At 71.4% G+C, this 25,621-nt stretch carries 20 protein-coding genes; 12 read left to right on the top strand and 8 right to left on the bottom strand.

All coding sequences use genetic code 11. The features are described 5' to 3' along the window. Window positions 1-4: 4 nt before the first annotated feature. Window positions 5-919, bottom strand: a complete 915-nt coding sequence (locus K1J60_RS13560; RefSeq protein WP_220646445.1) for a helix-turn-helix domain-containing protein — start codon at window positions 917-919, stop codon at window positions 5-7. Window positions 920-971: 52 nt separating this feature from the next. Here K1J60_RS13560 and K1J60_RS13565 point away from each other — a divergent pair, with 52 nt between their 5' ends. Further along, window positions 972-1,604 (top strand): GNAT family N-acetyltransferase, encoded by a 633-nt coding sequence (locus K1J60_RS13565; RefSeq protein ID WP_220646446.1) that lies wholly within the window; start codon window positions 972-974, stop codon window positions 1,602-1,604. A 55-nt stretch (window positions 1,605-1,659) separates the two neighbouring features. On the opposite strand, the gene K1J60_RS13570 is transcribed toward K1J60_RS13565, so the two are convergent. The 6 genes from K1J60_RS13570 to K1J60_RS13595 all read right to left on the bottom strand — a co-directional run bounded on the left by K1J60_RS13570 (window position 1,660) and on the right by K1J60_RS13595 (window position 8,066). Then, a complete protein-coding gene (locus K1J60_RS13570) occupies window positions 1,660-2,292 on the bottom strand; it encodes an ADP-ribosyltransferase (RefSeq protein ID WP_220646447.1) in 633 nt (210 codons plus the stop codon). A gap of 117 nt (window positions 2,293-2,409) precedes the next feature. Then, window positions 2,410-3,636, bottom strand: coding sequence for a YncE family protein (locus K1J60_RS13575; protein WP_220646448.1), 1,227 nt, complete (start codon window positions 3,634-3,636; stop codon window positions 2,410-2,412). 73 nt (window positions 3,637-3,709) lie between these two features. Continuing rightward, entirely contained in the window at window positions 3,710-4,213 is a 504-nt protein-coding gene (locus K1J60_RS13580; protein ID WP_217179687.1) for an ATP-binding protein, read from the bottom strand. A gap of 317 nt (window positions 4,214-4,530) precedes the next feature. Continuing rightward, window positions 4,531-5,298, bottom strand: a complete 768-nt coding sequence (locus tag K1J60_RS13585; protein ID WP_220646449.1) for an enoyl-CoA hydratase/isomerase family protein — start codon at window positions 5,296-5,298, stop codon at window positions 4,531-4,533. Window positions 5,299-5,386: 88 nt separating this feature from the next. Further along, window positions 5,387-6,646 carry a L,D-transpeptidase gene (locus K1J60_RS13590; protein ID WP_220646450.1) on the bottom strand — a complete coding sequence of 420 codons (1,260 nt, stop codon included), beginning with the start codon at window positions 6,644-6,646 and terminating at the stop codon, window positions 5,387-5,389. A gap of 193 nt (window positions 6,647-6,839) precedes the next feature. Further along, the gene (locus K1J60_RS13595; protein ID WP_220646451.1) at window positions 6,840-8,066 is read right to left on the bottom strand and encodes a L,D-transpeptidase; all 1,227 of its coding nucleotides are present in this window, start codon (window positions 8,064-8,066) and stop codon (window positions 6,840-6,842) included. Window positions 8,067-8,215: 149 nt separating this feature from the next. On the opposite strand from K1J60_RS13595, the gene glgX reads away from it, so the two are divergent. The 11 genes from glgX to K1J60_RS13650 all read left to right on the top strand — a co-directional run bounded on the left by glgX (window position 8,216) and on the right by K1J60_RS13650 (window position 24,938). After that, window positions 8,216-10,480, top strand: a complete 2,265-nt coding sequence (glgX, locus tag K1J60_RS13600; RefSeq protein WP_220646452.1) for a glycogen debranching protein GlgX — start codon at window positions 8,216-8,218, stop codon at window positions 10,478-10,480. Between the two features lie 160 nt (window positions 10,481-10,640). Further along, window positions 10,641-12,518 (top strand): ABC transporter ATP-binding protein, encoded by a 1,878-nt coding sequence (locus tag K1J60_RS13605; RefSeq protein ID WP_220646453.1) that lies wholly within the window; start codon window positions 10,641-10,643, stop codon window positions 12,516-12,518. Then, complete coding sequence (locus tag K1J60_RS13610) at window positions 12,515-14,560, top strand: ABC transporter ATP-binding protein (protein ID WP_220646454.1); 2,046 nt, start codon at window positions 12,515-12,517, stop codon at window positions 14,558-14,560. Before K1J60_RS13605 ends, K1J60_RS13610 begins: the two co-directional genes overlap by 4 nt. A 99-nt stretch (window positions 14,561-14,659) precedes the next feature. Further along, on the top strand, window positions 14,660-16,513 hold the full coding sequence (locus K1J60_RS13615) for an ABC transporter ATP-binding protein (protein WP_259407711.1): 1,854 nt from the start codon (window positions 14,660-14,662) through the stop codon (window positions 16,511-16,513). A 35-nt stretch (window positions 16,514-16,548) separates the two neighbouring features. Then, window positions 16,549-18,315 (top strand): ABC transporter ATP-binding protein, encoded by a 1,767-nt coding sequence (locus K1J60_RS13620; protein ID WP_220651448.1) that lies wholly within the window; start codon window positions 16,549-16,551, stop codon window positions 18,313-18,315. 125 nt (window positions 18,316-18,440) lie between these two features. Beyond that, the gene (locus K1J60_RS13625) at window positions 18,441-18,623 is read left to right on the top strand and encodes a hypothetical protein (RefSeq protein ID WP_259407712.1); all 183 of its coding nucleotides are present in this window, start codon (window positions 18,441-18,443) and stop codon (window positions 18,621-18,623) included. 336 nt (window positions 18,624-18,959) lie between these two features. Then, complete coding sequence (locus K1J60_RS13630) at window positions 18,960-21,026, top strand: M4 family metallopeptidase (RefSeq protein WP_220646455.1); 2,067 nt, start codon at window positions 18,960-18,962, stop codon at window positions 21,024-21,026. A 218-nt stretch (window positions 21,027-21,244) separates the two neighbouring features. Then, window positions 21,245-22,906 (top strand): M4 family metallopeptidase, encoded by a 1,662-nt coding sequence (locus K1J60_RS13635; RefSeq protein ID WP_220646456.1) that lies wholly within the window; start codon window positions 21,245-21,247, stop codon window positions 22,904-22,906. Between the two features lie 75 nt (window positions 22,907-22,981). Further along, window positions 22,982-23,515: a DUF1990 family protein gene (locus K1J60_RS13640; RefSeq protein ID WP_220646457.1), complete on the top strand. Its 534-nt coding sequence runs from the start codon at window positions 22,982-22,984 to the stop codon at window positions 23,513-23,515. A gap of 74 nt (window positions 23,516-23,589) precedes the next feature. Beyond that, window positions 23,590-24,657 (top strand): hypothetical protein, encoded by a 1,068-nt coding sequence (locus K1J60_RS13645; RefSeq protein ID WP_220646458.1) that lies wholly within the window; start codon window positions 23,590-23,592, stop codon window positions 24,655-24,657. Window positions 24,658-24,707: 50 nt separating this feature from the next. Next, window positions 24,708-24,938, top strand: a complete 231-nt coding sequence (locus tag K1J60_RS13650; RefSeq protein ID WP_220646459.1) for an e9imm peptide — start codon at window positions 24,708-24,710, stop codon at window positions 24,936-24,938. A gap of 49 nt (window positions 24,939-24,987) precedes the next feature. On the opposite strand, the gene K1J60_RS13655 is transcribed toward K1J60_RS13650, so the two are convergent. Next, entirely contained in the window at window positions 24,988-25,605 is a 618-nt protein-coding gene (locus K1J60_RS13655; RefSeq protein WP_220646460.1) for a TetR/AcrR family transcriptional regulator, read from the bottom strand. Window positions 25,606-25,621 lie beyond the last annotated feature (16 nt).

The following is a 25,621-nucleotide window of genomic DNA, read 5'->3' on the forward strand; positions in this document are numbered from 1 at the left end:
CAGATTAACCGGCCGCCCGAGCGCGGAGTGCGGCGACCACCCACGCGAACTCCTCGGTGTGCGCCGACAGCGGGTCCACGCCCCGTACCAGCGCGGCCAGCTCCCGGAACCGGGCCAGCTCGACGTGGGCCGCCGACGTGACGCGTTCCAGCACGGCGGCCCGGTCGGCGTCACCGAGCAGCCCGGCCAGTACCTCCTCGGCGGCAGGCGAGACCGGGTCGACGCCGGCCCGCAGCGCCTCCCCCGCCGACTGCACCAAGCGGCTCATGAACCACAGGGAGGTGCCCGACGGCGCGTCCGGCCCCCGGTCCGCCGCATTGAACTCGACGGTCTCCCGCATCCGCGCCCGGAACCCCGGGTCCTGGAGCATCTCGGCCAGCTCCACCCAGGCGTCCACCTGCTCGGGCGTGGGGTCCTCCGGCAGATCCGCGAGGCTGAACCTGAGCCGCGTCCGGATGTCGGGGTCGGCGGTGTCGAGTCCGCCGAAGGTCTCCTCCATGAAGTCGTCCATGATCCGCCCTCGTTCGGCGGCGGACAGCCGGGCCAGTCTGTTCATCAGTGTCATCTCCTCCGCGGTCGAGCCGCGTCGCGCCACGGTCGACAACACCGCCCGGGTCACCCTCAGCGCGCGGATCTGCGCGTCCAGCGCGGCCACGTGCGTGGCCGCGACCTCCGCGACGGTCGTCTCGCCCGCGAGCACCTGCCGTACGTGGTCCAGGCCGAGGCCCAGTTCCCGCAGGGTGCGGACGAGTTCGAGCCGGGCCACGGACTCGGCGTCGTAGAGCCGGTAGCCGCCCGCGCTGCGGGTGACCGGGTGCAGGACGCCCTCGTCGGACCAGTAGCGGATCGTGCGGACGGACAGACCGGAGCCGCGGGCGAGTTGCCCGATGGTGAAAAGGCCGGTGCCGTTCTCGATCATGTCTGCGAGTGTGGGCCTTCCAGTGGGTGGAGACTCAAGGAGTACGGCGGCCATGGAGAGCTTGCAGGACATGGTGAACGCGGCGGCCGTGGGGGTCTTCCCTCCGGCGGACGGCGGTACGACCGTCGTCGCCCAGCACTCTCCCCGGGACGCGGGTGTCCTGTGTTTCACGGCGCACTCCGTCGTCTTCACGGACGAGGATCCGGAGTGGGTGCGCGAGCTCCTGGCGTCGATGGAGTGCGACGCGCTGTCCGCGAGCATGAACCCCCGGTTCCTGGCGGTCCTCATGGAACGGACGGGCCGTACGACCGAGACCATCGACGCGATGCTGGTCGCCTCGCCCCTGGCGGGCGAACCGCCGCTCCCGCTGCGGGAGATCACGGACGCCGGCCACCCCCGCGTCGCGTACGCGCGGCGGCGCCGTGACGACGTACGGGTCTGGACGGCGGAGGGCGGCGTCCTGACGACGGGCCGGGGGATCGCCGGGCGGCTGGAGGTCTCGGTCGAGGTGGAGGAGGGCGTACGGCAGCGGGGGCTGGGCCGGGCGCTGGTGCGTGCCGCGCGCCATCTCGTCGCCGAGCCGCTGTGGGCGCAGATCGCGCCGGGGAACGCCCGCAGCGTGCGGGCGTTCCAGTCGGCGGGCTATCGGCCGGTTGGCTCGGAGATCCTGCTCATCGCCCGATAGCCGCGAGGGGGCGGGTGGGGCGGTCGGGCATGCCGGGCGCCGTGGGGCGACGGCGTCAGTGCCAGGGCTCGTAGTGCGGGTTGCTCTCGCACTCGCTCATCTTCTCCGTCTTGGTCTTCTTGTCGACCGGGCAGACGCCGATGATGAACTCCGTCCTGATGCCGCCGGGGAAGGCGACCTCGACCTGGTCGGCCCACCTGTGCTGGTCACCGATGGTCTTGTTGACGTCGACGCCGCCGGGAGCGTCGATGTAGTAGTTGTAGCCGGACTTGTACCAGGTCTTGTACAGGTCGTGGTCGTAGGTCGTGGAGACGTATGGCGAGGGCTGGTTGACCAGGACGTAACTCTCGATGTCGTACTGCCCGTCGATGACGTCCTTGGGGTGGAAGCCCTGCTCGAAGACGACGGCCGGGCCCCGGCTGTCACTGCGGTAGAGGGTGCCGCAGCTCTTGCGCCAGACCGGCTCGGGGGTGATGCGGTCGACGTCCACGCGGCGGTCGGCGGCGGCGTGCACCGGGTCCTCGAACCGGGGGCAGGTGGGGGCGGCGGCCCCCACGAAGGCGGTGGCGGCCTTGGCGGACGTCGAGGCGGGGGATTGTGCCGGTGCGGTCGCGGCGGAGGTCGCGAGGACGGCGGAGAGGGACAGGACGACGGCGGCGGCCCGGCGCCGCGCACGAGTGGTGATCATGTCGAGCACGATCTCGGCTGTGCGGCGCCGGGCCGGGGACCCTCACTCGTTGGGAGGCGTGTCAGCCCGCCCGGTTGTCATGTGTCACCGGAAGATGCCGCCCCACGTCGCGGGTCGTCACCGGAAGATGCCCGTGTGGCCGAGGGAGTAGCGGCCGGGCTGCGGGTAGACCGCGAGGCCGTGCGGGCCGCTGCCGACGGGGACGCGGGCGAGCTGCTCCCCGGTGCGGGTGTCGATGGCGTACACCTCGGAGTCGTAGCGGCCGGAGAGCCACAGGACCTTGCCGTCGGCGGAGACGCCGCCCATGTCGGGGCTGCCGCCGTCGGGCAGGTGCCATTTCTTGGTCAGTTTGTCCTTGGTGAAGTCGAAGACCGACACCGTTCCCTCGCCGCGGTTGGAGACGTACATCTCGCGGGAGTCGCGGCCGACGTAGAGGCCGTGGGTGCCCTTGCCGGTGGGCAGCAGTTTCGGTTCGTCGAACTTGTCGCCGTCCAGGACCCACATGCCGTCGGCCATCATGTCGGCGATGTAGAACCGCCTGCCGTCCGGTGAGATCTTCACGTCCTGCGGCATGGCCCCCTCGAACGGCAGCTTCTGCTGCCCGATCACCTTCATCTTCGCGGTGTCGACCTTGAGCAGTTCGCCGCTGAACTCGCAGGAGACGATGAAGTACGTGCCGTCGAGGGAGAAGTCGGCGTGGTTGACGCCGTAGCACGTGACCGGCTCGGTCCTGATCCGCTTCATGGTGTGCGGGTCACGGAAGACGAGTTCACGGTCGAGGGAGGCCATGACGACGGCGTACTTGCCGTTGGGGGTGAAGTACAGGTTGTACGGGTCGTGCACCTCGACCGGCTTGCCCGCCTTGCCCGTCCTCGGGTCGATGGGGGTGAGGGTGTGGCCCCGGTTGTTGTTGACCCACAGCGTCTTCAGGTCCCAGGACGGTACGACGTGCTGGGGCTGGCGGCCCACCGGGATCGTCTCGATGATCTCGTACGTCTCGGGGTCGATGACGGAGACCGTGTCGGACTCGCTGTTGGGCACGTACACCCGGGACGGGAAGTCCTTGACCACTGGGGAGAGCCGGTTCGGGCGGTCGGCGGCGTAGACGTCGTGGGGGTCCAGCACGGGCGGCATGCCGTGCAGTCCCCGGACCGCCGTCCGCTGCTTCTTCTTGCGCTCGGCGGCTTCGGCTTCGGCGGCGGCCCGGTCGGCCCGGACGCGCTGCTCCTGCTCGGTGGGCCCGGTCGCGGAGCCGCACGCGGCCACGGCGGCGAGGACGGCGGCCGCGAGAAGGGCGCGCCGCGCGAGGGTGCGCTGCTTGAGGGGGGTGCGGGGCGTGGTCACGCGACCTTTATAGGGAGGTTCCCCACGAATGTCGGCGATTCGTCCGATCGACGGAGGTGCGCGCGGCGAGGGGCTACCGGTCCGCGACCCTCATCTCGAACCAGGTCGTCTTGCCTCGCGGCAGCAGGTCCACGCCCCACCGGTCCGAGAGTTTGTCCACCAGGAACAGGCCCCGTCCGCTGATGTCCATCTCCTGGACCGGCATCAGGCAGGGCAGCCCCCGTGAGGGGTCGCGGACCTCGACGCGGATCCAGCCGGGCCGGCGGCGCATGCGGAGTCCGAAGACGCGGGCGCCGGTGTGCCGTACGGCGTTGCCCACGAGTTCGGAGACGAGTAAGACGGCGTCCTCGGTCATCTTCGGCGACAGTCGCCACTGGCGCAGGACGACGACCTGGGCGAGCCGCCGCGCGGTGGCCGCGGACTCGGGGCGGGACGGGAGCGGAACCTCTGCCTCGGTGGGGTTGCCGAACAACTCCAGTGCTTTCTGCGCCCGTTCGTCCTCGATCGCAGGTGACCAACGCGCCGCGGTCGCACTCCCGTGCCGCCGCGGCTGTTCGATACCCTCCAGCCCCGCCATGCCCCCATCATGGCCGTCCCGAGCCCCCTGCGGGGCCGTTCCGCAGGAATACAACCCCCGGAACCAACCATTCCGGGGGTTTCTTTTGGCATATGCCAGTGGCAGAAAGCTGCTCGCCACAGCCCTTCCGACCTGCGCGAACCGGCTGAACTTCGGTCAGCGGCAGGCCCCTTGGGCACCCTGCCCTTAAGGCTGCCTTAAGGCTCGGATGAAACGCCCCTTCGGGGGACGCGGGTAATACACCGCGTCAACTGCAAGTCGATCAGTGGAACTTGTGAACCTGATTCCGAGGGGCGCCGACCGCGGTTCCACGGCCGTCAGACGAATTTCGCCTTGCCCGGCCCCTCCTCCACGAAGCTCCGCATCCCGCGCTCGCGGTCCTCCGTGGCGAACAGCCCGGCGAACCAGTTCCGCTCGATCGCGAGCCCGGTCTCCAGATCGGTCTCCAGGCCCGCGTCGATCGACTCCTTGGCGGCCCGCAGCGCGATCGCCGGGCCCCGCGCCAGCCGGGCGGCCCACTCGTGTGCGGCGGAGTACACCTCGTCGGCCGGGACGACCCGGTCCACCAGGCCGAGCGTGAGGGCCTCGTCCGCCTTGACCATCCGGCCGGTGAAGATCAGGTCCTTGGCCTTGGAGGGGCCGACGAGCCGGGACAGACGCTGGGTGCCGCCCGCGCCCGGGATCAGCCCGAGCAGGATCTCCGGCTGGCCGAGCTTCGCGTTCTCCCCGGCGATCCGGTAGTCGGCGCACAGCGCCAGCTCGCACCCGCCGCCCAGGGCGTACCCGGTGACGGCCGCGACGACCGGCTTGGGGATACGGGCCACGGCGCTGAAGGACTCCTGCAGGGGCCGGGACCGGGCGACCATCGCCGCGTGGTCCATGGCTTGCATCTCCTTGATGTCCGCGCCGGCCGCGAACACCTTCTCTCCTCCGTAGAGGACGACGGCGCGTACGTCGTCCCGGTCCGCCGCTTCCTCGGCGAGTTCCTTGAGGCGGTCCTGGGTCGCGATGTCCAGGGCGTTCATCGGGGGGCGGTCGAGGCGGATGGTGCCCACGCCTTCGGCGACTTCGAGATGCACGGTCATGCTCCGCAGGTTAACCGCGACTAACGGCGACGGCCCCGGTGCCTTACATCACACCGGGGCCGTACGTCGGGTTCTCAGGCGGTGGCGCTCACGCCTTCCACTTGTCCCAGGACATGTTCCAGCCGTTGTAGCCGTTGTCCGGGTCGACGGTCCGGTCGTTGGAGTTCTTGACCACGACGACGTCACCGATCATCGAGTTGTCGAAGAACCAGGCGCCCGGCGCCTTCCGGTCCCAGCCGCCGCGGGTGTCGCGCAGGCCGATGCAGCCGTGGCTGGCGTTGTAGTTGCCGAAGGCGTCGCCGCCCCAGTAGTTGCCGTGGATGAAGGTGCCGGAGGTGGTCAGCCGCATGGCGTCCGGCACGTCCTTGATGTCGTACTCGCCGCCGTAGCCGACGGTCTCGCCGTTCATCCGGGTCACGCTCAGGCGCTCGCTGATGACCATCTGGCCGTTCCAGGTCTCCATGCCGGGCTTGCCGGTGGTGACCGGGATGGTCTTGATGACCTTGCCGTCCCGCTCGACCTTCATGGTGAGCTTCTTGACGTCGACCGTGGAGACCTGGCTGCGGCCGATGGTGAAGGAGATCTTCTTGCTCTGCTCGCCGTAGACGCCGTCGCGGCCCTCGACACCGTCGAGGTTGAGGTCGACGGTGACCTTCGTGCCGGCCTTCCAGTACTTCTCCGGGCGGAAGTCGATGCGGTCGTTGCCGAACCAGTGGCCCTCGACCTGGACGGCCGGCTCGGTCTTGATGGTGATGGCCTTCTCGACGTCCTTCGGCGCGGTGATGCCCCGGGTGAAGCGGATCGAGAACGGCATGCCGACGCCGACCTTCGAGCCGTCCTCGGGGGTGAAGATGCCGACGAAGGTGTTCTTCGGGGTCAGCGTGGTGAAGGTCGAGTCCTCGGCGGCCTCGCGCCCCTCGGAGTCCTTCGCGACGGCGTGCACCTTGTACTCGGTGGCGGAGTTGAGGTGGATGGACGGCGTCCAGCTGGAGCCGTCCTTCGCTATCTCGCCATCGATCTTCTCGCCCTTGTCGTTCTCGACCGTGACCTCGGACAGCTTGCCCTTCGCGGCGGTCACCTTGAGCGCTCCGCTGGTGGCCACGGCATCGGCGCCGTTCTTCGGGGCGATGGAGACCACCGCCTCCGAGGCCCCGGTGGCCGCCGCCTTGTCGGAGGCGGTCTTGTCGGAGCCCTTGCCCTTGTCGCCGCCGGAGCCGGAGTCCGCGCCCCCGCCTCCGCCGCACGCGGTGACGGCGAGCAGCATCAGGACCGGCAGCATGGCCAGGGCCCCCTTGCGCCGCCGAGTCCGCGCGCCAACCGACGCCCCCGATATCGGTCGCCCGTTCAACTCTCTGTTCTCCCCTCGCACGGCCTGAGCAGGCCCGCACCCCTACGCGCAGCGTGCGCGTACGCACGTACATTAACCAGATGATCGGGATGATTTGGCCTCGGTGAATGTCACCGTTCAGTCCCAACTTGCATCATCACGCGCGCTCCCCCTGCCGGTGCCGGGCGAGGTGTCATGTCGCCGCTATGTCGGTCTACTTCACCGCGGCACCCGCTTTCCACTCCTTCCATCCCATGTTCCACCCTCCGAGGCCATTGTCGGGAGCGACCTTTTTGTCGTCGCTGTTGACGACCTCGACGACGTCCCCGACGAGGCTGCGGTCGAAGAACCAGCCCGCGGGGGTGCCGGAATCGCCGCCCTTCACATCGCGCAGACCGACACAGCCGTGGCTGACATTGGCCCGGCCGAAGGCGTCCGGGGCCCAGTAGTTGCCGTGCAGAAAGGTGCCGGAGGTGGTCAGGCGCATGGCGTGCGGGACGTCCGGGATGTCGTACTCGCTCTTGCCGTTCGCCTTCCTGAAGCCCACGGTGGCCCCGTTCATCCGGGTCACCTCCAGCATCTCGGTGACGACCATCTTCCCGTTGTACGTCGTGGTCTTGGGCGCCCCGGCGGTGATGGGAAGCGTGGCGAGCACACCGTCGCCGCGCTCCACGCGCATGGTGTGCCGGGCCGCGTCGACCACGCTGACCTGGTGGCGGCCGACGGTGAACGAGAACGTCCGGTCCTGCTGGCCGTAGACGCCGGGCGCGCCCTCCACGTCCCGCAGCCGCAGGGCCACGGTGACCCTGGTACCGGGCCTCCAGTACGTCTCGGGGCGGAAGTCGAGGCGTCCCCCGCCGAACCAGTGCGGGCGGACCTCGACGGCCGGCTCGGCGGTCACCTCGACGGCGCGTTCCACGGCCGCGCGGTCCTCGATCACCCGGTTGAACTCCAGGGAGACGATCATCCCGGTGCCGACGGTGGCCCGGTTCTCGGGCGTGGCGTACGCGACGAAGCGCTCGTCGGGGACGTGCGTGGTGAAGGTGACGTGTCGTGCCGAGCGCCGGCCGTGGCCGTCGAGGGCGACGGCGTCGACGGTGTACCGGGCGGCCAGCGCGAGCTTCGGTGAGCCGGTGGGGCGCCAGGTCAGCCCGTCGGCGGAGAGCCGTCCCGGTACGGGTGACTCCTGCGCGTCCTGGGACTTCACCACCTTGACGGACTCCAGGCGCCCACTGGGCACCCTTACTTCGAAGCGCTGCTCCGGGCGCACGCCCTTGCTGCCGTCCTCCGGTGTGACCCGGATCGTGTCGTCGGGTGCCTTTCCGCTGGTGAGCGGCGGTCCTGCCGTGCAGCCGGCGACCCCGGCGAGCAGGCCGGCCCAGGTGAGCGCGGCGGCCAGGGCGGCCCCGGCGCGGCGCGCGTGCGTCTGTGCGTGGTTCACGTGCGGCCCAACGACGGCGCACGCCCCCGGGAAACGTGAGTGCGAGGCGTGCTCTGGGCAGAACCCTTGGGAGGACGACGCGATGGGGAGCGGTGACGGGACATCTCGCTCCCCTTCTCCGTCGCCCACCGAGCCGCGGGAGGCCTGAGGTGTCGAGCGCAGCCGAGCAGGACGAAGTGCGGGGGACGCGGGGGGTGCCGGCCGCGCGTCCGGCCACCGTGCTGAACGGCGGCCGGCGTGAGGAGGCCGCGCCGGAACGAAGGCCCGTGTGGCCGGGGGCGTCGACACCGCTGGGGGCGCGGTTCCGGGTGGGCCCCGACGGGGTCGCCGGCACCAACTTCGCGCTGTGGGCGGGCGGGGCGGAGTCCGTGGAGCTGTGTCTGTTCTCGGAGGCGGGTGAGGAGACCCGGCTGAGGCTGACCGAGCTGACCCATGAGATCTGGCACGGGTTCGTGCCGGGCGTCCTGCCGGGGCAGCGGTACGGCTACCGCGTCCACGGCCGCTGGGACCCGTGGACCGGCGCCCGCTGGAACCCGGCGAAGCTGCTCCTCGACCCGTACGCGCGTGCCGTGGACGGCGAGTTCGCCCTGCCGCCGGAGGTGTACGCGCACGTCCGTGACTGGCCCGAGCAGCATGTCGCCGACACCGTGCGCGACGAACGGGACTCGGCACCGCACGTCCCCAAGGGGGTCGTCGTCCACGACGACGCCCCCGACGACGAATGGATCGACGACCGCCGCCCGAAGACGCCGTGGGCGGACTCGGTCATCTACGAACTGCACGTCCGCGGCTTCACCATGACCCACCCCGGCATCCCGGAGGAGCTGCGCGGCACGTACGCCGGTCTGGCTCACCCCGCCGCGATCGAGCACCTGGTGCAGCTGGGCGTGACGGCGGTGGAGCTGCTGCCCGTGCACCAGTTCGCCCACGAGGACCATCTGCTGCGCCGGGGCATGCGCAACTACTGGGGCTACAACTCGATCGGCTATTTCGCCCCGCACGCGGCGTACTCCTCGTCGGGCACGACCGGGCAGCAGGTCGGGGAGTTCAAGCGGATGGTGCGGGCGCTGCACGCGGCCGGGATCGAGGTCGTCCTCGACGTGGTCTACAACCACACCGCCGAGGCCGACGAACGCGGCCCGAGCCTGTCGCTGCGCGGCATCGACAACCGGGGCTACTACCGCCTGCAGAGCGACGCCCGCCGCTACGCGGACTACTCGGGCTGCGGCAACACCCTGCACGTGGTCCAGCCGCACGTCCTGCGCCTGATCACGGACTCGCTGCGCTACTGGGTGACGGAGATGGGGGTCGACGGCTTCCGCTTCGACCTGGCGGCGGCGCTCGCCCGCTCGATGCACGACGTCGACATGCTCTCCCCGTTCCTCGCGGTCATCGCCCAGGACCCGGTGCTGCGGCGGGTGAAGCTGATCGCCGAGCCGTGGGACGTGGGTTCTGGCGGCTACCAGGTCGGAGCCTTCCCGCCCCTGTGGACGGAGTGGAACGACCGCTACCGGGGCGCGGTCCGGGACTTCTGGCGGGGCGCGCTGCCGGACGTACGGGACCTCGGCTACCGCCTGTCCGGGTCGAGCGACCTCTACGCCTGGGGCGGCCGCAGGCCCTACGCCTCGGTCAACTTCATCACCGCGCACGACGGTTTCACCCTGCGCGACCTGGTGTCGTACGAGCGCAAGCACAACGAGGCGAACGGGGAGGGGAACCGGGACGGTTCGGACGACAACCGGTCCTGGAACTGCGGCACCGAGGGCGAGACGGACGACGAACGCGTACGGGCGCTGCGGCGACGCCAGTTGCGCAACCTCCTGACCACCCTCCTGCTCTCCACGGGCGTCCCGATGCTGGTCGCCGGCGACGAACTGGGCCGCACGCAAGGGGGCAACAACAACGCGTACTGCCAGGACAACGAGATCAGCTGGCTCGACTGGAGCCTGCTGGAGGACCCCGCGTGGAAGGCCCTCTTCGATCTCACGTCCCGGCTGATCGCGCTCCGCCACGCGCACCCCGTCCTGCGCCGCCGGGCCTTCTTCTCCGGCCGCGCCCACTCGGCGGACGGACTGCGGGACCTGGCCTGGTTCACGGCACGCGGCACGGAGATGACCGAACGGGACTGGTACGCGCCGACCACGACGCTGGGCATGTACCTGTCGGGACGGGACATCCCCGGCCGGGACGCCCGGGGCGCCGCCGTCCTGGACGACAGCTTCCTGACCGTCCTGCACGCCGGCGACCGCCCGGTGAGCTTCGTCCTGCCGGGAACGCCGTGGGCCGAGCGCTACGAGGTGGTCGTCGACACGTCACGGGAGGAGCAGCGGGAGGGGCCGGGGGTGGTACACCGGGCCGGGGAGTCGGTGACGGTACCGGCGCGGTGCGTACTGCTGCTCCGGGTGGTCCGCTGAACACCGCCGACGGCGTCGACCCCCGTGGCCACGCGGATCGCGGGATGCTCGCAGGACAGGCGCGGGACCGTCGAGGGACCGTCGTAGGACTCACGACCGAACGCGGTCCGGCCCAAAACTCGGTGGGCGTTGTCAGTGGCGATCCGTAGGCTCGCTGCTGATGGCCACGACACGTGCAACCGCAGAGGAACCCGACCGGACCGAGGAACCGGGGGCGGCCTTCGAACCCGCGGAAACCGCGGAGCCCGAGGGGGCCGCGGCCTCCGGGAAGGCCGCCGGGCGGTCCGCCGTACGTACGCTGCTGCGGCTGTGGCCGTATGTGCGGCCCGTGCGGGTGCGGCTGTCCGTCGCCGCGGTGGTCGCGATCGTCGCCTCCCTCGTGGGCCTGTTCATCCCGCTCGTCCTGAAGTGGATGGTGGACGGCCCGATCGCCGACCGGGACCCGGCGGGCGTGTGGCTCGGCGCGCTGTACCTGCTGCTGCTCGGGCTCGCCGAGGCACTGCTGTTCGGCTTGCGGCGCTGGCTCGTGGCACGGCCCCTCGCGGGGGTCGAGGCGTCGATGCGCGCGGATCTCTACCGCCGTCTGCAACGCCTGCCGGTCGCCTTCCACGACCGCTGGGCCTCCGGTCAGCTCCTCTCGCGCGGGACGACCGATCTGATGCTGCTGCGGATGTTCCTCGCCTTCCCGCTGACGTTCCTGCTGGTCAACGCGGTGACCATCGTCGTCGGCGTGATCATCATGCTCGCCCAGGACTGGACCCTCGGGCTCGTCATCCTCGGGCCCGTCGTTCCGGTGATCGTGACCTGCGTCGTCTTCGAGAGGAAGTACAACGCCGTCGCCCGCCTCGCGCAGGACCAGGTCGGCGACCTGACGACGGTCGTCGAGGAGAGCGTGCTCGGGATCCGCGTCATCAAGGGGTTCGGGCGGCACCGCAGCCAGGCGCGCGCGTTCCGTGAGCTGTCCCGGACGCTGCGCGGCACCGAGCTGCGCAAGGCCCGCCTGCTCTCGGCGATCTGGGGCGTCATCATCACGCTCCCCGAGATCGCGATCGGTGCGGCCCTCGTCCTCGGCGTCGTCCAGGTCGCCGACGGCGTGCTGTCGGCGGGCACCCTGGTCGCCTTCCTGTCCACCGCGCTCGCGCTGCGCTGGCCCGTCGACTCGATCGGCTTCCTGCTGGCGATGAGTCAGGAGGCGGCGACGGCGACGGAAAGGTACTTCGAGGTGATGGACGAGGCCCCGGAATCGTCGACGAGGACGGCCCACCCCGTCCCCGCCGGGGACGGGGACGGGGACGGCGGACTCCGGTTCCACGACGTCACCTTCCGCTATCCCGATGCCGCTCCCGGCAGCGCCCCCACCCTCGACCGCGTCGACCTGCACATCCGGCCGGGCGAGTCGATGGCCCTGGTCGGCGCCACCGGCTCCGGCAAGACCACCCTCACCGCCCTCGTCCCCCGACTGCACGAGGTGACGTCCGGCCGCATCACGCTGGACGGCCACGACATCACCGAGATGTCCCGGGACTCGCTGCGCGCCCTCGTCGCCGTGGCCTTCGAGGAACCCACCCTGTTCTCGGCGACCGTCGGCGAGAACGTCCTGATGGGCGGCCCACCGGACGCGGGCGAGCCCGAGCTCGACCGCGCCCTGGCCATCGCCCAGGCGGAGTTCGCGCACGCGCTCCCGCAGGGCACGGCCACCCAGGTCGGCGAGCAGGGCCTCAGCCTCTCCGGCGGCCAGCGGCAGCGCCTGGCGCTCGCGCGGGCGGTGGTCGGCAGACCCCGCTTCCTGGTGCTGGACGACCCGCTGTCGGCGCTGGACGTGCACACGGAGGCCGCGGTGGAGGCCGCGCTGCGCCGGGTGCTCGCGGAGACGACGGCGCTGATCGTGGCGCACCGCCCGTCGACCGTGCTGCTCGCCGACCGGGTCGCCCTGCTCTCCGGCGGCCGCGTCACGGCCGTGGGCACCCACCAGGAACTGCTGCGCACCAACACCGAGTACGCCCATCTGATGTCCGGCACCGAGGAGGACGAGCGATGACGGCGCCCCTGACCACCGCGCCGGACAAGGAGCCGAACGAGGAACCGGACGGCGAGGCGAACGGCAAGTCCGACGGCACGGCGGACGGACAGTCGGCGGCCGAGGCGGACGGGCACTCGGCGGGCCGACCGGACAGGACGACGTCCCTGGAGAAGGCATCCGACGGCGACCGGCCCCCCACGACCCCCGAGGCCGCGGCCCCCGAATCCACGGCCCCCGAGGCCGCGGCCCCCACGCGCCAGGCCCCCGTCGGCGACCCGTTCGACCACGACGACCTCCCCACACCCCCGGGCGCCACCCTCGCGCTGCTGCGCTCGCTGCTCGCGCCGATGCGGGCCCGGGTGGTCGTGGCGAGCGTGCTGCTCCTGCTGCAGCAGGCCGCGGTGCAGGCGGGCCCGCTGCTGGTGGCGTACGCCATCGACAGTGCCGTACCGGCGCTGCGCGACGGCCGGCACGGGCCGCTGATCGCGGTGGCGGTCGGCTATCTGGCGTGCGCGCTGGCGGCCGGCGGGCTGCAGTACCTGTTCATCGGGGCGTCCGCGCGGGTGAACCAGGACGTCCTGCTGGATCTGCGCGGCCGGATCTTCCGGCACGCGCAGGCACTGAGCATCGACTTCCACGAGCGGTACACCTCGGGCCGGCTGATCTCCCGGTCCACCACGGACGTCGAGTCGCTGCGCGAACTGCTCAACGAGGGGCTCCAGGAACTCATCGGGGTGATCCTCGCCTTCGTCTACATCTCGGCGATGCTGCTCTGGCTGGACCTCGGGCTCGGCGCGGCGGCGCTGGCGTCGTTCGTGCCGCTGTACGGGTTCGTACGGATGTACCAGCGGCGCGCGGCGAGCGTCTACACGGCCCGGTCCAGCGCGATCGCCGCGGTGATCGTGAAGTTCGCGGAGACGATGAACGGCATCCGTCCGGTGCGGGCGTTCCGCCGGGAGGCCGCCAACGACGCCGAGTTCAGCGCCCTGAACCGGCACCACGAGCGCAAGAACGGCGACGCGATCCTGGAGATGGCCCGCTATGTGGTCTGCTCCCGGGTGGTCGCCAACATCACGGTCGCCGCGATCGTGCTGTGGGGCGCGTACCGGGTGGCGTCGGAGTCGCTGGCGCTGGGCGTGCTGGCGGCCGCGGTGCTGTATCTGCGGCGGCTGTACGACCCGATCGACCGGCTCGGCATGTTCCTCAACTCCTACCAGTCGGCGGCGGCCTCGCTGGAGAAGATCGCCGGTCTGCTGGCCCAGGCCCCGTCGGTCCCGGAGCCCGCCGAGCCGAAGGAGCTGCCGGTGACGGACCGCGAACTGCCGGGCCGTGAGGTCGTGTTCGACGACGTACGGTTCGCGTACCGCACCGGTGGCGAGGTCCTGCCCCGGTTCGACCTCACCCTCGCCGCGGGCAGCACGGTGGCGGTGGTCGGCTCCACCGGCGCCGGCAAGTCGACCCTCGCCAAGCTGGTGGCCCGCTTCTACGACCCCACGTCCGGGCGGGTCCTCCTGGACGGTGTCGACCTGCGCGACCTCTCGGTGCCCGAGCTGCGGCGCGGGGTGATCATGGTGACGCAGGAGTCCTTCCTGTTCTCCGGCACGGTCGCCGAGAACATCGCCATCGGCCGCCCCGAGGCCGACCGCGAGGAGATCGAGCGCGCCGCGAAGGCCATCGGCGCCCATGACTTCATCACCGCCCTGCCCGACGGCTACGACACCGACGTACGCAAGCGCGGTGGCCGTATCTCCGCCGGTCAGCGTCAACTCGTCGCGTTCGCAAGGGCGTTGCTGGCCGATCCGGCCGTCCTCATCCTGGACGAGGCGACCAGCTCGCTCGACGTCCCGGGCGAGCGGGCGGTCCAGCGCGCGATGGCGACGGTCCTGCGCGGGCGCACGGCCGTGGTGATCGCGCACCGCCTCTCCACGGTCGAGATCGCCGACCGGGTCCTGGTGATGGAACACGGCCGCGTCGTGGAGGACGGCACCCCGGCGGACCTGATCGCGGGCACGGGCCGCTTCGCGGACCTGCACCGGGCCTGGCGGGACAGCTTGGCTTGATCGGCCCGAAGGGCCGTTCCGGGGCGCGGGCAAATGCGCGGGAAGCCCCACCGAACCAGCAGCCGAACACGACTCGACACCTACAGAGACCGGGGGCCGATGATCAACGCGTACGAGGACCCCGGCACCCCCGACCGCCGCGGTGGCGCCCACTACCTGTGGTGGCTGGTCAAGCAGCAGGCCGGCCGCTCCGCCCTCGGCTCCCTCATCTCCTGCGCGTGGATGGTGCTGCTCGCCGCCACCCCGTACCTGCTCTCCCGAGCGATCGACGAGGGCCTGGAACCCGGCGACCACCGGGCCCTGGCCGGCTGGACGGCCGCCCTCTTCGGCGTGGGCGCCTTCAACGCCTGGCTGAGCATCATGCGCCACCGCACGATGACGCGGGTCCGGATGGACGCCAACTTCCGCACGGTGAAGGTCGTGATGGCGCACGCCGTCCGGCTGGGAGCGGCGTTGCGACGCCGCGTCGGCGCCGGAGAGGTCGTCACGATCGGTGTCGGGGACGTCCAGACGATCGCCGGTTCGCTGACGGTCATCGGGCCGGGGGTGGGGGCGCTCGCCGCCTACCTGGTGGTCGCCGGACTGCTCGTGTCGGTCTCCCTGCCCATCGCGGCGGTCGTGCTGCTCGGGATGCCGCTGATCGCGGTGATCGTGGGGCCGTTGATGCGGCGGCTGCAGGGCACGGAGACGGAGTACCGGGAGCGGCGGGGCGTGCTGACCGCGCGGATCGCCGACCTCGCGGGCGGGCTGCGGGTCCTCAACGGGCTGGGCGGCAAGGAGCTGGTGGCCGACGCGTTCCGCCGGGACTCGCAGCGTCTTCGGGCGCAGGGGTACCGGGTGGGAGCGGTGACCAGCTGGATGCAGGCGCTCGGGGTGGGGCTGCCGACGCTGTTCCTCGCCGTGGTGACCTGGCTGGCGGCCCGGCTCGCTGCCCAGGGTGCCATCACCGTAGGCGAGTTGGTGTCGGTGTACGGGTACGTCACCGTACTGGTGCGGCCCGTGTCGTACTTCGTCGACTGGGGATACGAGGTCAGCCGCGGGGTGGTGGCCGCGCGGCGCGTCATCCGGTTCCTGAACCTGGAGCCGCTGCCGGACCACGGCACGACGGACGCCCCCGCCGAGCCGTCGACGCTGCACGACCCCGAGTCGGGGGTGCGGGTGCCGCCCGGTCGGCTGGTCGCGCTCGCCGCCGACCGGCCGGCCGACGCGGCGGCCGTGGTGGACCGGCTCGGCCGGTACGCGCCGACCGCGGTGACCTGGGGCGGAATCCCGCTGGACGCGATCCCGCTGGCACAGGTCCGGGCGCGGGTCCTGGTCGCCGACCACGAGGCCGACCTGTTCGCGGGCCGGCTGCGTGAGCTGCTCGGCGGGCACGGGGACGTCGACGACGAGACGGCCGGACGGGCGCTGCGGACGGCGGTGGCCGAGGACGTCGTACTTGGCCTCGCGGACGGCCTCGACTCGGCGATCGACGCGCAGGGCCGCAATCTCTCCGGCGGTCAGCGGCAGCGGGTACGGCTGGCGCGGGCGCTGGTGGCCGACCCCGAGGTCCTGCTCGCCGTCGAGCCGACCTCGGCGCTCGACGCGCACACCGAGGCCCGGGTCGCCGGACGGCTGCGCGCCGCGCGCGAGGGCCGCACGACCCTCGTCACGACCACCTCACCGCTCGTCCTCGACCACGCCGACATCGTCCTCCACCTGGTGGACGGCAAGGTCGCGGCCACCGGCACCCACCACGAACTCCTGGCCACGGAACGGGGCTACCGGCGGTTGGTGGCCCGGGACGCGGGAGAGCCGGCGGAGGCGCGAGGCGGGGCGGACGGCGAGGACGCCGGGGACACGGGTGAAGCGGGCGGCGGGGGCGTCGGGGGCGACAGGGGCGAGGCGGAGGGCACGGGCGGCATGAAGGGTACGGGCGGGATGGAGCGCACGGACGCGGAGGTCGTGCGGTGACGGAGGCAGCGACGACGGCCAAGGCATCGGGCCCGGTGGGACCCGTCTCCGCCCCCTCCGGGCGCCTGCCCATCGCCGACGCGCCGGCCGTGCGGCGGGCGACCGTGCGGCTGGTGCGGGCGGACCGGCGGGCCTTCCTGGCCGTGCTGGGCCTGAACGGGGCAGCGGCCGCGACGGGGCTCGCCGGGCCGTGGCTGGTGGGCCGGATCATCGACGAGGTGCGCGGCGGGGCCGGCGTCGGCGTGGTGGACCGGCTGGCGGCGGCGATCCTGTTGTGCGCGGTGGCGCAGTTGCTGCTGGCGCGCTGGGCCCGGTACGTGGGGCACCGGTTCGGGGAGCGCACGCTGGCGCGGGTGCGTGAGGAGTTCGTGGACCGGACGCTGGCGCTGCCGGCGTCGGTCGTGGAGCGGGCGGGGACCGGTGATCTGACGGCGCGCGGCACGGCCGACGTGGACGCGGTGGGCAGGACCCTGCGTGACGTGGGCCCCGAGCTGCTGATCAGTTCGGTGCAGGCGCTGTTCCTGATCGGCGCGGTCTTCGCCCTGAACCCGCTGCTCGGGGTGTGCGCGCTGGTCGGGCTGAGCGGCATCGGGGTGGTGCTGCGCTGGTATCTGCACCGGGCGCGTACCGGCTATCTCGCGGAGGGCGCGGCCGGTTCGGAGGTCGCGGAGATCGTCGCGGCGACCGCGTCGGGGGCCCGTACGGTCGAGGCGCTGCGACTGGAGCGCCGGCGGATCACCGCGAGCCGGGACGCGCTGGAGGAGTCCAGGCGCCGCCGCTTGCACACCCTGTTCCTGCGCACGGTGTTCTTCCCCGGGGTCGAGGTCTCGTACTTCGTGCCCCAGGTGCTCGTCCTCCTCCTCGGCGGAGTGCTGCTGGCGCGCGGCTCGGTCACCCTGGGCGCGGTGGTGTCGGCGGCCCTGTATCTGCAGCAGCTGAGCGGCCCGCTCGACGAGATCCTGATGCGGGTGGAACTGCTGCAGAGCAGTGGCGCCTCCTTCGCCCGGGTGGAGGGTCTGGCCGGGGCGCCTCGCGCGGGCTCCGCCGACACCCCGGAGCCCGCGGACGACCGCATCGACGTACGGGGTGTCCGGTACGCGTACGAGCGGGGCGGCGAGGTGCTGCGCGGTGTGGACCTGACGGTCCGCCCGGGCGAACGGCTCGCGGTGGTCGGTCCGTCCGGCGCCGGGAAGACGACGCTGAGCCGGCTCCTGGCAGGCATCGACGCGCCGACCGCCGGCAACGTGACGGTCGGCGGTGTGCCCGTCGTCGACCTCGGCCCGGAACGGCTGCGCCGCCAGGTGGTCCTGGTCACCCAGGAACACCATGTCTTCCTGGGCACGGTCCGCGACAACCTCCTCATCGCCGAACCGGCGGCCACGGACGAGGAGGTGTGGGCGGCGCTGTCGGCGGTGGGCGCGGACGGCTGGGTCCGCGACCTCCCCGAGGGCCTGGACACCCGCCTCGGTGAGGGCGGGCGCCGCACGGACGGCCCCCAGGCCCAGCAACTGGCCCTCGCGCGGGTGGTCCTGGCCGATCCGCACACCCTCATCCTCGACGAGGCCACGGCCCTCCTCGACCCCACCACCGCCCGCCACACCGAGCGCGCCCTCGCCGCCGTCCTGCACGGCCGCACGGTCATCGCCATCGCCCACCGCCTGCACACCGCCCACGACGCGGACCGGGTGGCGGTGATGGAGGACGGCCGCCTCACCGAACTCGGCACGCACGACCAGTTGGTGACGGCGGACGGCCCGTACGCGGCGCTGTGGCGGCGGTGGCACGGGGAGGAGGCCGCCTGACGGGCGGCGGGGCCCGTGCGGTCCGACAAGCGTGCACGGCACCCGTGCGAAGATTGCCGAACAGCCTTACGACGAGGGGAAGAACGCCTCCTGTGATGCCGCCGATGTGTGTCGTCTGCCCTCGCATGCGGCGCGACGACAAGCCTTTCTCCGAGTTCACCCTGGTGTACTTCCGGGCGACCCGGACGTATGACGACGACTGGGTCGGCCACCCGGAGAACGCCGTCTGGTTCTGCAACGACCACGCGCACCTGGCCGAGGGACTGACCGACCTGACGGCCCGTGAGGCGCTGGAACGGATCAGGTAGGACGGGCTCCGCAGCCCTCCGCTTTCCGCCCTCGGCCCTCCGCTCCGGCCCTCCGCCCCGCCAAGGTGAACGCTCCGTTTATCGAACATGATCAACCGGGCAACGGACTGTTTCCGGCCAACTTCTTGACGCGCTCCTGACAGGAAGCGCAATCTCCTGCCACTCTGCCCACAACCGCGGCACAGCAACCTCACAAGGAGCGCTCCCACGTGCCGCGCGGCACCCCCCACGCATGTGGTTTCGCGTTCGTCAGTGCACACCTTGTTCTGCCCGGACGGCCACCAGTCGTCCGGTCTCCCCTGGCCGTGCGAACCCGCGGCCACGCAGAAGGAGTCAGTGTTGAGACGCCAGTCCCACAGACGCACCTCCCACACCGGTACCACCTTCGGCCGCACCGCCCGTAGGCGCACGGCCGCCGGCGCGTTCGTCGCCATCACCGCCCTGTTGGCCGCGGCCGTCCAGTCGGGCGCCGCCACCGCCGCCCCGGAGAAGGCACCGTCGGCAGCGGGCAAGGCCACCGGCACGGCCTCGGTCAAGCTCACCCCCGCCCAGCGGGCCGAGCTGATACGCGAGGCCACCGCGACGAGGGCGGAGACGGCCGAGGAGCTGAACCTCGGCGCCAAGGAGAAGCTCGTCGTCCGTGACGTGGTCAAGGACCGCGACGGCACCGTGCACACCCGGTACGAGCGGACGTACGACGGCCTCCCCGTCCTCGGCGGCGACCTGGTCGTCGAGACCTCGAAGGCGGGCGCGACCGAAGGCATCGTCAGGGCCACCAAGGCGAAGATCGCCGTCCCGTCGCTGACGCCGACCGTCAGCAAGGGCAAGGCCGAGAAGCAGGCCCTCGGCGCCGCGAAGGCCGAGGACGCCAAGAACCCGGACATCAACCGCGCGCCCCGCAAGGTCGTCTGGGCCGCGAGCGGCAAGCCGGTCCTCGCCTACGAGACGGTCGTCGGTGGCTTCCAGCACGACGGCACCCCGCAGGAGCTGCACGTCATCACGGACGCCACCAGCGGCGCCAAGCTGTACGAGTGGGAGGCGGTCGAGACCGGCACCGGCAACACGGTCTACAGCGGCCAGGTGACCCTCGGCACCACCCAGTCCGGTTCGACGTACAACCTCACCGACGGCGCGCGCGGCAACCACCGCACGAACAACCTGAACCGCGGCACGTCCGGCACCGGGACCCTGTTCTCCGGCCCCGACGACGTGTGGGGCAACGGGGCCCCGTCGAACCTGGAGTCGGCCGCCGCCGACGCCCACTACGGCGCGGCACTGACCTGGGACTACTACAAGAACGTGCACGGCCGCAGCGGCATCCGCGGTGACGGCGTCGGCGCCTACTCGCGCGTGCACTACGGCAACAACTACGTCAACGCGTTCTGGCAGGACTCCTGCTTCTGCATGACGTACGGCGACGGCTCGGGCAACGCCAACCCCCTCACGTCGATCGACGTGGCCGCGCACGAGATGACCCACGGCCTCACGTCCAACACCGCCGGCCTGAACTACAGCGGTGAGTCCGGCGGTCTGAACGAGGCCACCTCGGACATCTTCGGCGCGACGGTCGAGTTCTTCGCGGCGAACTCCTCCGACGTCGGTGACTACCTCATCGGCGAGGAGATCAACATCAACGGCGACGGCACGCCGCTGCGTTACATGGACCGGCCGAGCAAGGACGGCTCGTCCAGGGACGCCTGGTACTCGGGCATCGGCTCGATCGACGTGCACTACTCCTCGGGCCCCGCGAACCACTTCTTCTACCTGCTCTCCGAGGGCAGCGGCGCCAAGACCATCAACGGCGTCAGCTACGACTCGCCCACCTCGGACAACCTGCCGGTGACCGGCATCGGCCGGGACAAGGCGGAGAAGATCTGGTTCCGCGCGCTGACGACCAAGTTCACCTCGACCACCAACTACGCGGGCGCCCGCACCGGGACCCTCGCGGCGGCCGGTGAGCTGTACGGCACCACGTCGGCCGAGTACACGGCGGTGGCCAACGCGTGGGCGGGCGTCAACGTGGGCACCCGGCCCGGCGGTGGCGGGGGCGGCGGTACGTCGTTCGAGAGCACGACCGACGTATCGATTCCGGACAACGGCGCGGCGGTCACCTCGCCGATCACGGTCTCCGGCCGGACCGGAAACGCCCCCTCGAACCTTGCGGTCGCGGTGGACATCGTCCACACGTACATCGGTGACCTCCAGGTCCAGCTGGTCGCCCCCGACGGCACGGCGTACACGCTGAAGGCGTACGGCACCGGCGGCAGCACGGACAACATCAACACCACGTACACCGTGAACGCCTCATCCGAAGTCGCCAACGGCGTATGGCAGTTGAGGGTCCAGGACAACGCGGCGCGGGACACCGGGTACATCAACAGCTGGAAGCTGACGTTCCCGTAGGTCACCTGCGCGGCACACGCTTCCCGCACCTGAAAGGCGTCGCCCCGGCGGTTCGATTCCCGCCGGGGCGGCGCCCGTTCATGTTCCCGCAACATTCACCGGACAGTTGACTTTCGGCCAACATCATCACCCCCTCCTGACATGAACACGACTCAGGTGTCACTCTTCCTCCACCCGCCGCACCAGCACCAGCGAACTCCCCCACATAAGGAGCTTGTGTGTCTCCCCTCTACGCGCGTCACAAGCGCACCACGCTCGCCATCGCGACCGCCATCGCCGCCGGCGCGCTGCTGACCACCGGCCTGACCTCCGGCGCCACCGCCCAGCCCGCGCCCGCCGCGGACAAGGCCCGGCCGGCCGGAGCCCCCGTCCTGCTGACCCCCGCCGCGCGCACCGCCCTGATCAAGGAGGCGGACGCGGCCACGGCCGACACCGCCGACGAGATAGGCCTGGGCGCCAAGGAGGAACTGGTCGTCCGTGACGTCCTCAAGGACGCGGACGGCACGGTCCACACGCGCTACGAGCGCACCTACGGCGGACTCCCGGTCCTCGGCGGCGACCTGGTCGTCCACGAGTCGAAGGCCGGTGACATCAAGAGCGTCACCAAGGCGACCACCGCCTCCGTCAAGGTCGCCGACCTGACCCCGGCCGTCGCCAAGGCCACCGCCGAGAAGCAGGCGCTGAAGGCCGCCAAGGCCGAGGGCTCCACCAAGACCCAGGCCGACAAGGCGCCGCGCAAGGTCGTCTGGGCCGCGAGCGGCAAGCCGACCCTCGCCTACGAGACGGTCGTCGGCGGCTTCCAGCACGACGGCACCCCGCAGGAGCTCCACGTCGTCACCGACGCGGAGACCGGCAAGAAGCTGTACGAGTGGGAGGCCGTCCAGACCGGTACCGGCAACAGCCAGTACAACGGCCAGGTCACCATCGGCACCTCGCTGTCCGGCTCGACGTACCAGCTGAACGACGCCTCGCGCGGCGCCCACAAGACGTACAACAAGGCGCGCGCCACGTCCTCCTCGGCCGGCACGCTCTTCACCGACGCGGACGACGTCTGGGGCACCGGCACCGCCACCAGCTCCTCCACCGACCAGAACGCCGCCGTGGACGCCCACTACGGCGCCCAGGTCACCTGGGACTTCTACAAGAACGTCCTCGGCCGCAACGGCATCAGGAACAACGGCGTCGCCGCGTACTCCCGGGTCCACTACGGCAACGCGTACGTCAACGCCTTCTGGTCCGACAGCTGCTTCTGCATGACGTACGGCGACGGCGCGGGCAACACCAAGCCGCTCACCTCGCTGGACGTGGCGGGCCACGAGATGACCCACGGCCTGACGTCCAACACCGCCGGTCTGAACTACAGCGGCGAGTCCGGCGGCCTGAACGAGGCCACCTCGGACATCCTCGGCACGGCGGTCGAGTTCTACGCCGCCAACGCCAAGGACCCGGGCGACTACCTGATCGGCGAGAAGGTCGACATCCGCGGCAACGGCACCCCGCTGCGCTACATGGACCAGCCGAGCAAGGACGGCTCGTCGGCCAACTACTGGTCGTCGTCGCTCGGCAGCCTGGACGTCCACTACTCCTCGGGCCCGGCGAACCACTTCTTCTACCTGCTCTCCGAGGGCAGCGGCGCCAAGACGATCAACGGGGTCTCGTACAACTCCCCCACCTCCAACGGCTCCACGATCACGGGCATCGGCCGCGCCAAGGCCGTCCAGATCTGGTACAAGGCGCTGACGACGTACATGACGTCGACCACGAACTACAAGGGCGCCCGCACGGCGACCCTGAACGCGGCGTCCTCGCTCTACGGCGCGAGCAGCGCGGAGTACGCGGCGGTGAACGCGGCGTGGGCGGCGGTCAACGTCACGGCGTGACGCCGGCCTGACTGAGGTTGCTCGGGCGGTACCCGGAGAGAAGGCGACTCCGGGTGCCGCCCTAGTCTGTGCGCCATGCCCCATACCACCGGCCCGCTCCCCGAGGGCCCCTTCACCTACGAGGCCGTCGGCGCGACCCGCGAGGGCCACTGCCCGCCCGACTTCAGCCCGCTCCACGTCCGCTCCCGCATAGGAGAGGGCACGGACGTGTTCGAGCGAGCCGCGAACGCGGTCCGCACCTGGGAGATGCACCGTGCGCTGGGCGTCGGCATAAGCGCCTCCGCCCCCGAGGCGGCCCCCGGCGTCGACGTGACGGTCACCCTGGGCGGCGTGATCAAGGCCCCCTGCCGCGTGGTGTGGACGGTCGACGAACCCCGCCGCAAGGGCTGGGCCTACGGCACGCTCCCGGGCCACCCGGAGTGCGGCGAGGAGGCCTTCGTGGTCGACCGCACGGGAGACGGCACGGTCTGGCTGACGGTGACGGCCTTCAGCCGGGGCGCGAAGTGGTACGCACGGGCGGGCGGGGCGGCGACGCGGGGGTTGCAGCACGCTTACGCGCGGCGGTGCGGGGTGGTGCTGCGGAGGCTGGCGGGGAACCCCAAGGACTGAGGCGGGCGTCTCAGGCACCGGGGCGCGGCCATGTGCCCCTGAACTCGGCTGGACAGCGTACGTACGGGGGTGTCGTGAGTCAGGTGCGGTATGGCGAACGGTCGAGGAATCCGCTGGCGCGGACCGTGGAGTTGACCGAGGAGCAGCTGCGCAAGGGCGGCAGGATCACGCCGCTGGGCGAGCTGAACCTCGGCGCCATGGCCGAGGCGTTCCAGCGCGGGTACTGGGTCGGGGGCGGCGGAACGGAACGCCCGCTGACGCGGCTGCCGAACGGCCCCGGGGTCGTCCCGGTGACCCGTATCACCGGCACCTCCACGCCGGTGAAGGTGCGGCAGGCCGCCGAGTTCGCCCACCGGCTGGGGGAGTTGGCGGTACGGCGATGCGGTGGACCGGTGCAGGTGGCCGCCCTGGCGGACCGGGCCAGGGCCGAGGGCGTACCCCTGTGGATCGCGCGGCGGTACGCGGCGGGCCCCGCCGGTCCGGTGACCGTCGCCGTGGACCGACGTCTGGTACGCGTCGACGTGTGGGGGCCGCACGCTCCCGTCGTACGGATCCGGGCCCCACACGGCTTCCACAGCCAAGCCCCGGAACCGTCCAAGGGCCTGCTGTTGACCGTCGGCGACGTCACGGCCCGACTCGTCCTCACGAAGCGGCTGCGCAAGTCGAAGAGCTCCGTGGAAGTGCGGCTGCCCGGGGGCCACTGGGTGCTGTGCCGGGAGAGCGGGAAGAGTTCATGGCTGCTGCGCGACGAGCGCCGCGTCGCCCTGCTGACCCGTCCGCCACGCCGCCAGGTACTCGATCCGGGCTCGGTGCTGTTGCCGCTGGCACCCGTGCACCACGAGAGCGCCGACCCCCTGGACGCCGTCATGGCCCATGTCTTCTCCGTCGCCTTCGGGCTCGGGGACACGACAGGTCTGGCCCGCTTCCCGGCGAACCGCAAGCGCCCGGCGCGCGAGAGCGAACCGATCGCCCTCGACGAGTGGTGGGACCGCACCTGGTTCAGCAACCTCGGCAACAGCAGCGACGACAACGAGCCCGGCGGCGGCGACGGCTGGGGCTCGGACGGCGGAGACGGCGGAGACTCGGGCGGCGGAGACGGCGGGGGTGGCGGGGACGGCGGTGGGGGTGGCGGCGGCGACTAGGTGACCGTCGCCATCACGCTCCGCCACGGTAGACGCGCCAGAAAGGCCTGATGAGTGCAGTGAAGATGAGCCGCGCGGAGGCGGTCGCGCTCGTGCGGCGGATCATGGAAGCGGACTACGCCTCCGACGACGAGGTGGCCGACTGGCTGAATCGACTCGACAGAGCCTTGGCGTGCCCGTCCGGTCACGTCAGCGACTTGGTCTTCTGGCCGCCGGAGCGGGAGCTTTCGGCGGATGAGGTGGTCGATCAGGCTCTGTCGGATCGAGCGATCGCGCTGTGAGGCCGGGGACTCAGCCGCGAAGGTGGCGAAGACCTGACCGATCTCCCTGTCAACAGCCGCCAGGCTGACTGGTTGCGCGCAGCGCCTGGAGCATGCGCTTCAGTGCGGCCGCGGTGTCTGCGAGGTCCTCAGGACCGGAGGACGAGGACGCCAGCCAGAGTGCCGCCTCGTTCATCGCCCCCGACAGCAGATGGGCCAGGGGCGGGACGGGCTGCGGGGTGATGACCCCCGACTCGACGAGTGAGGTCAGGGCCTCGGCGAGATGGCGGGCCGACGCGGCCTCGTCCATCGCCCGCCATTCACTCCAGCCCAGCACGGCCGGGCCGTCCACCAGCATGATCCGCTGTGTCTCCGGTGCGGTGGCCGCGGCGAGGAACTCCTGACAGCCGGCCGTCAACTGCGTCCACGGATCATCCTGAGCCTCGGCGGCCGCGGCCACCCGTCGGCCCACTTCCTGCTGGGCCTCCTCAAGCACTGCCCGGAAAAGATCCGTCTTGCCACCAGGGAAGTGGTGGTAGAGCGCTCCCTTCGTCACCCCGGCCGCGTGTACGAGCTCCGCCAGTCCCACTGCGGCATACCCGCGTTCCGAGAACAGCCGCCTGCTCTCCCGCAACAGCGCCTGCCTGGTCTGTTCCCGCTGCTGCGCCCGGACGCCCTGCTGCCGCATCACACCACCTCATTGA

This window comes from Streptomyces akebiae, assembly GCF_019599145.1.
Classification (GTDB): domain Bacteria; phylum Actinomycetota; class Actinomycetes; order Streptomycetales; family Streptomycetaceae; genus Streptomyces; species Streptomyces akebiae.

Coding starts and splice junctions, on each gene's coding strand:
- K1J60_RS13560 (WP_220646445.1), bottom strand. CDS start 919: ATGATCGAGAACGGCACCGGCCTTTTCACCATCGGGCAACTCGCCCGC.
- K1J60_RS13565 (WP_220646446.1), top strand. CDS start 972: ATGGAGAGCTTGCAGGACATGGTGAACGCGGCGGCCGTGGGGGTCTTC.
- K1J60_RS13570 (WP_220646447.1), bottom strand. CDS start 2,292: ATGATCACCACTCGTGCGCGGCGCCGGGCCGCCGCCGTCGTCCTGTCC.
- K1J60_RS13580 (WP_217179687.1), bottom strand. CDS start 4,213: ATGGCGGGGCTGGAGGGTATCGAACAGCCGCGGCGGCACGGGAGTGCG.
- K1J60_RS13585 (WP_220646449.1), bottom strand. CDS start 5,298: ATGACCGTGCATCTCGAAGTCGCCGAAGGCGTGGGCACCATCCGCCTC.
- K1J60_RS13605 (WP_220646453.1), top strand. CDS start 10,641: ATGGCCACGACACGTGCAACCGCAGAGGAACCCGACCGGACCGAGGAA.
- K1J60_RS13610 (WP_220646454.1), top strand. CDS start 12,515: ATGACGGCGCCCCTGACCACCGCGCCGGACAAGGAGCCGAACGAGGAA.
- K1J60_RS13615 (WP_259407711.1), top strand. CDS start 14,660: ATGATCAACGCGTACGAGGACCCCGGCACCCCCGACCGCCGCGGTGGC.
- K1J60_RS13625 (WP_259407712.1), top strand. CDS start 18,441: ATGCGGCGCGACGACAAGCCTTTCTCCGAGTTCACCCTGGTGTACTTC.
- K1J60_RS13640 (WP_220646457.1), top strand. CDS start 22,982: ATGCCCCATACCACCGGCCCGCTCCCCGAGGGCCCCTTCACCTACGAG.
- K1J60_RS13650 (WP_220646459.1), top strand. CDS start 24,708: ATGAGTGCAGTGAAGATGAGCCGCGCGGAGGCGGTCGCGCTCGTGCGG.
- K1J60_RS13655 (WP_220646460.1), bottom strand. CDS start 25,605: ATGCGGCAGCAGGGCGTCCGGGCGCAGCAGCGGGAACAGACCAGGCAG.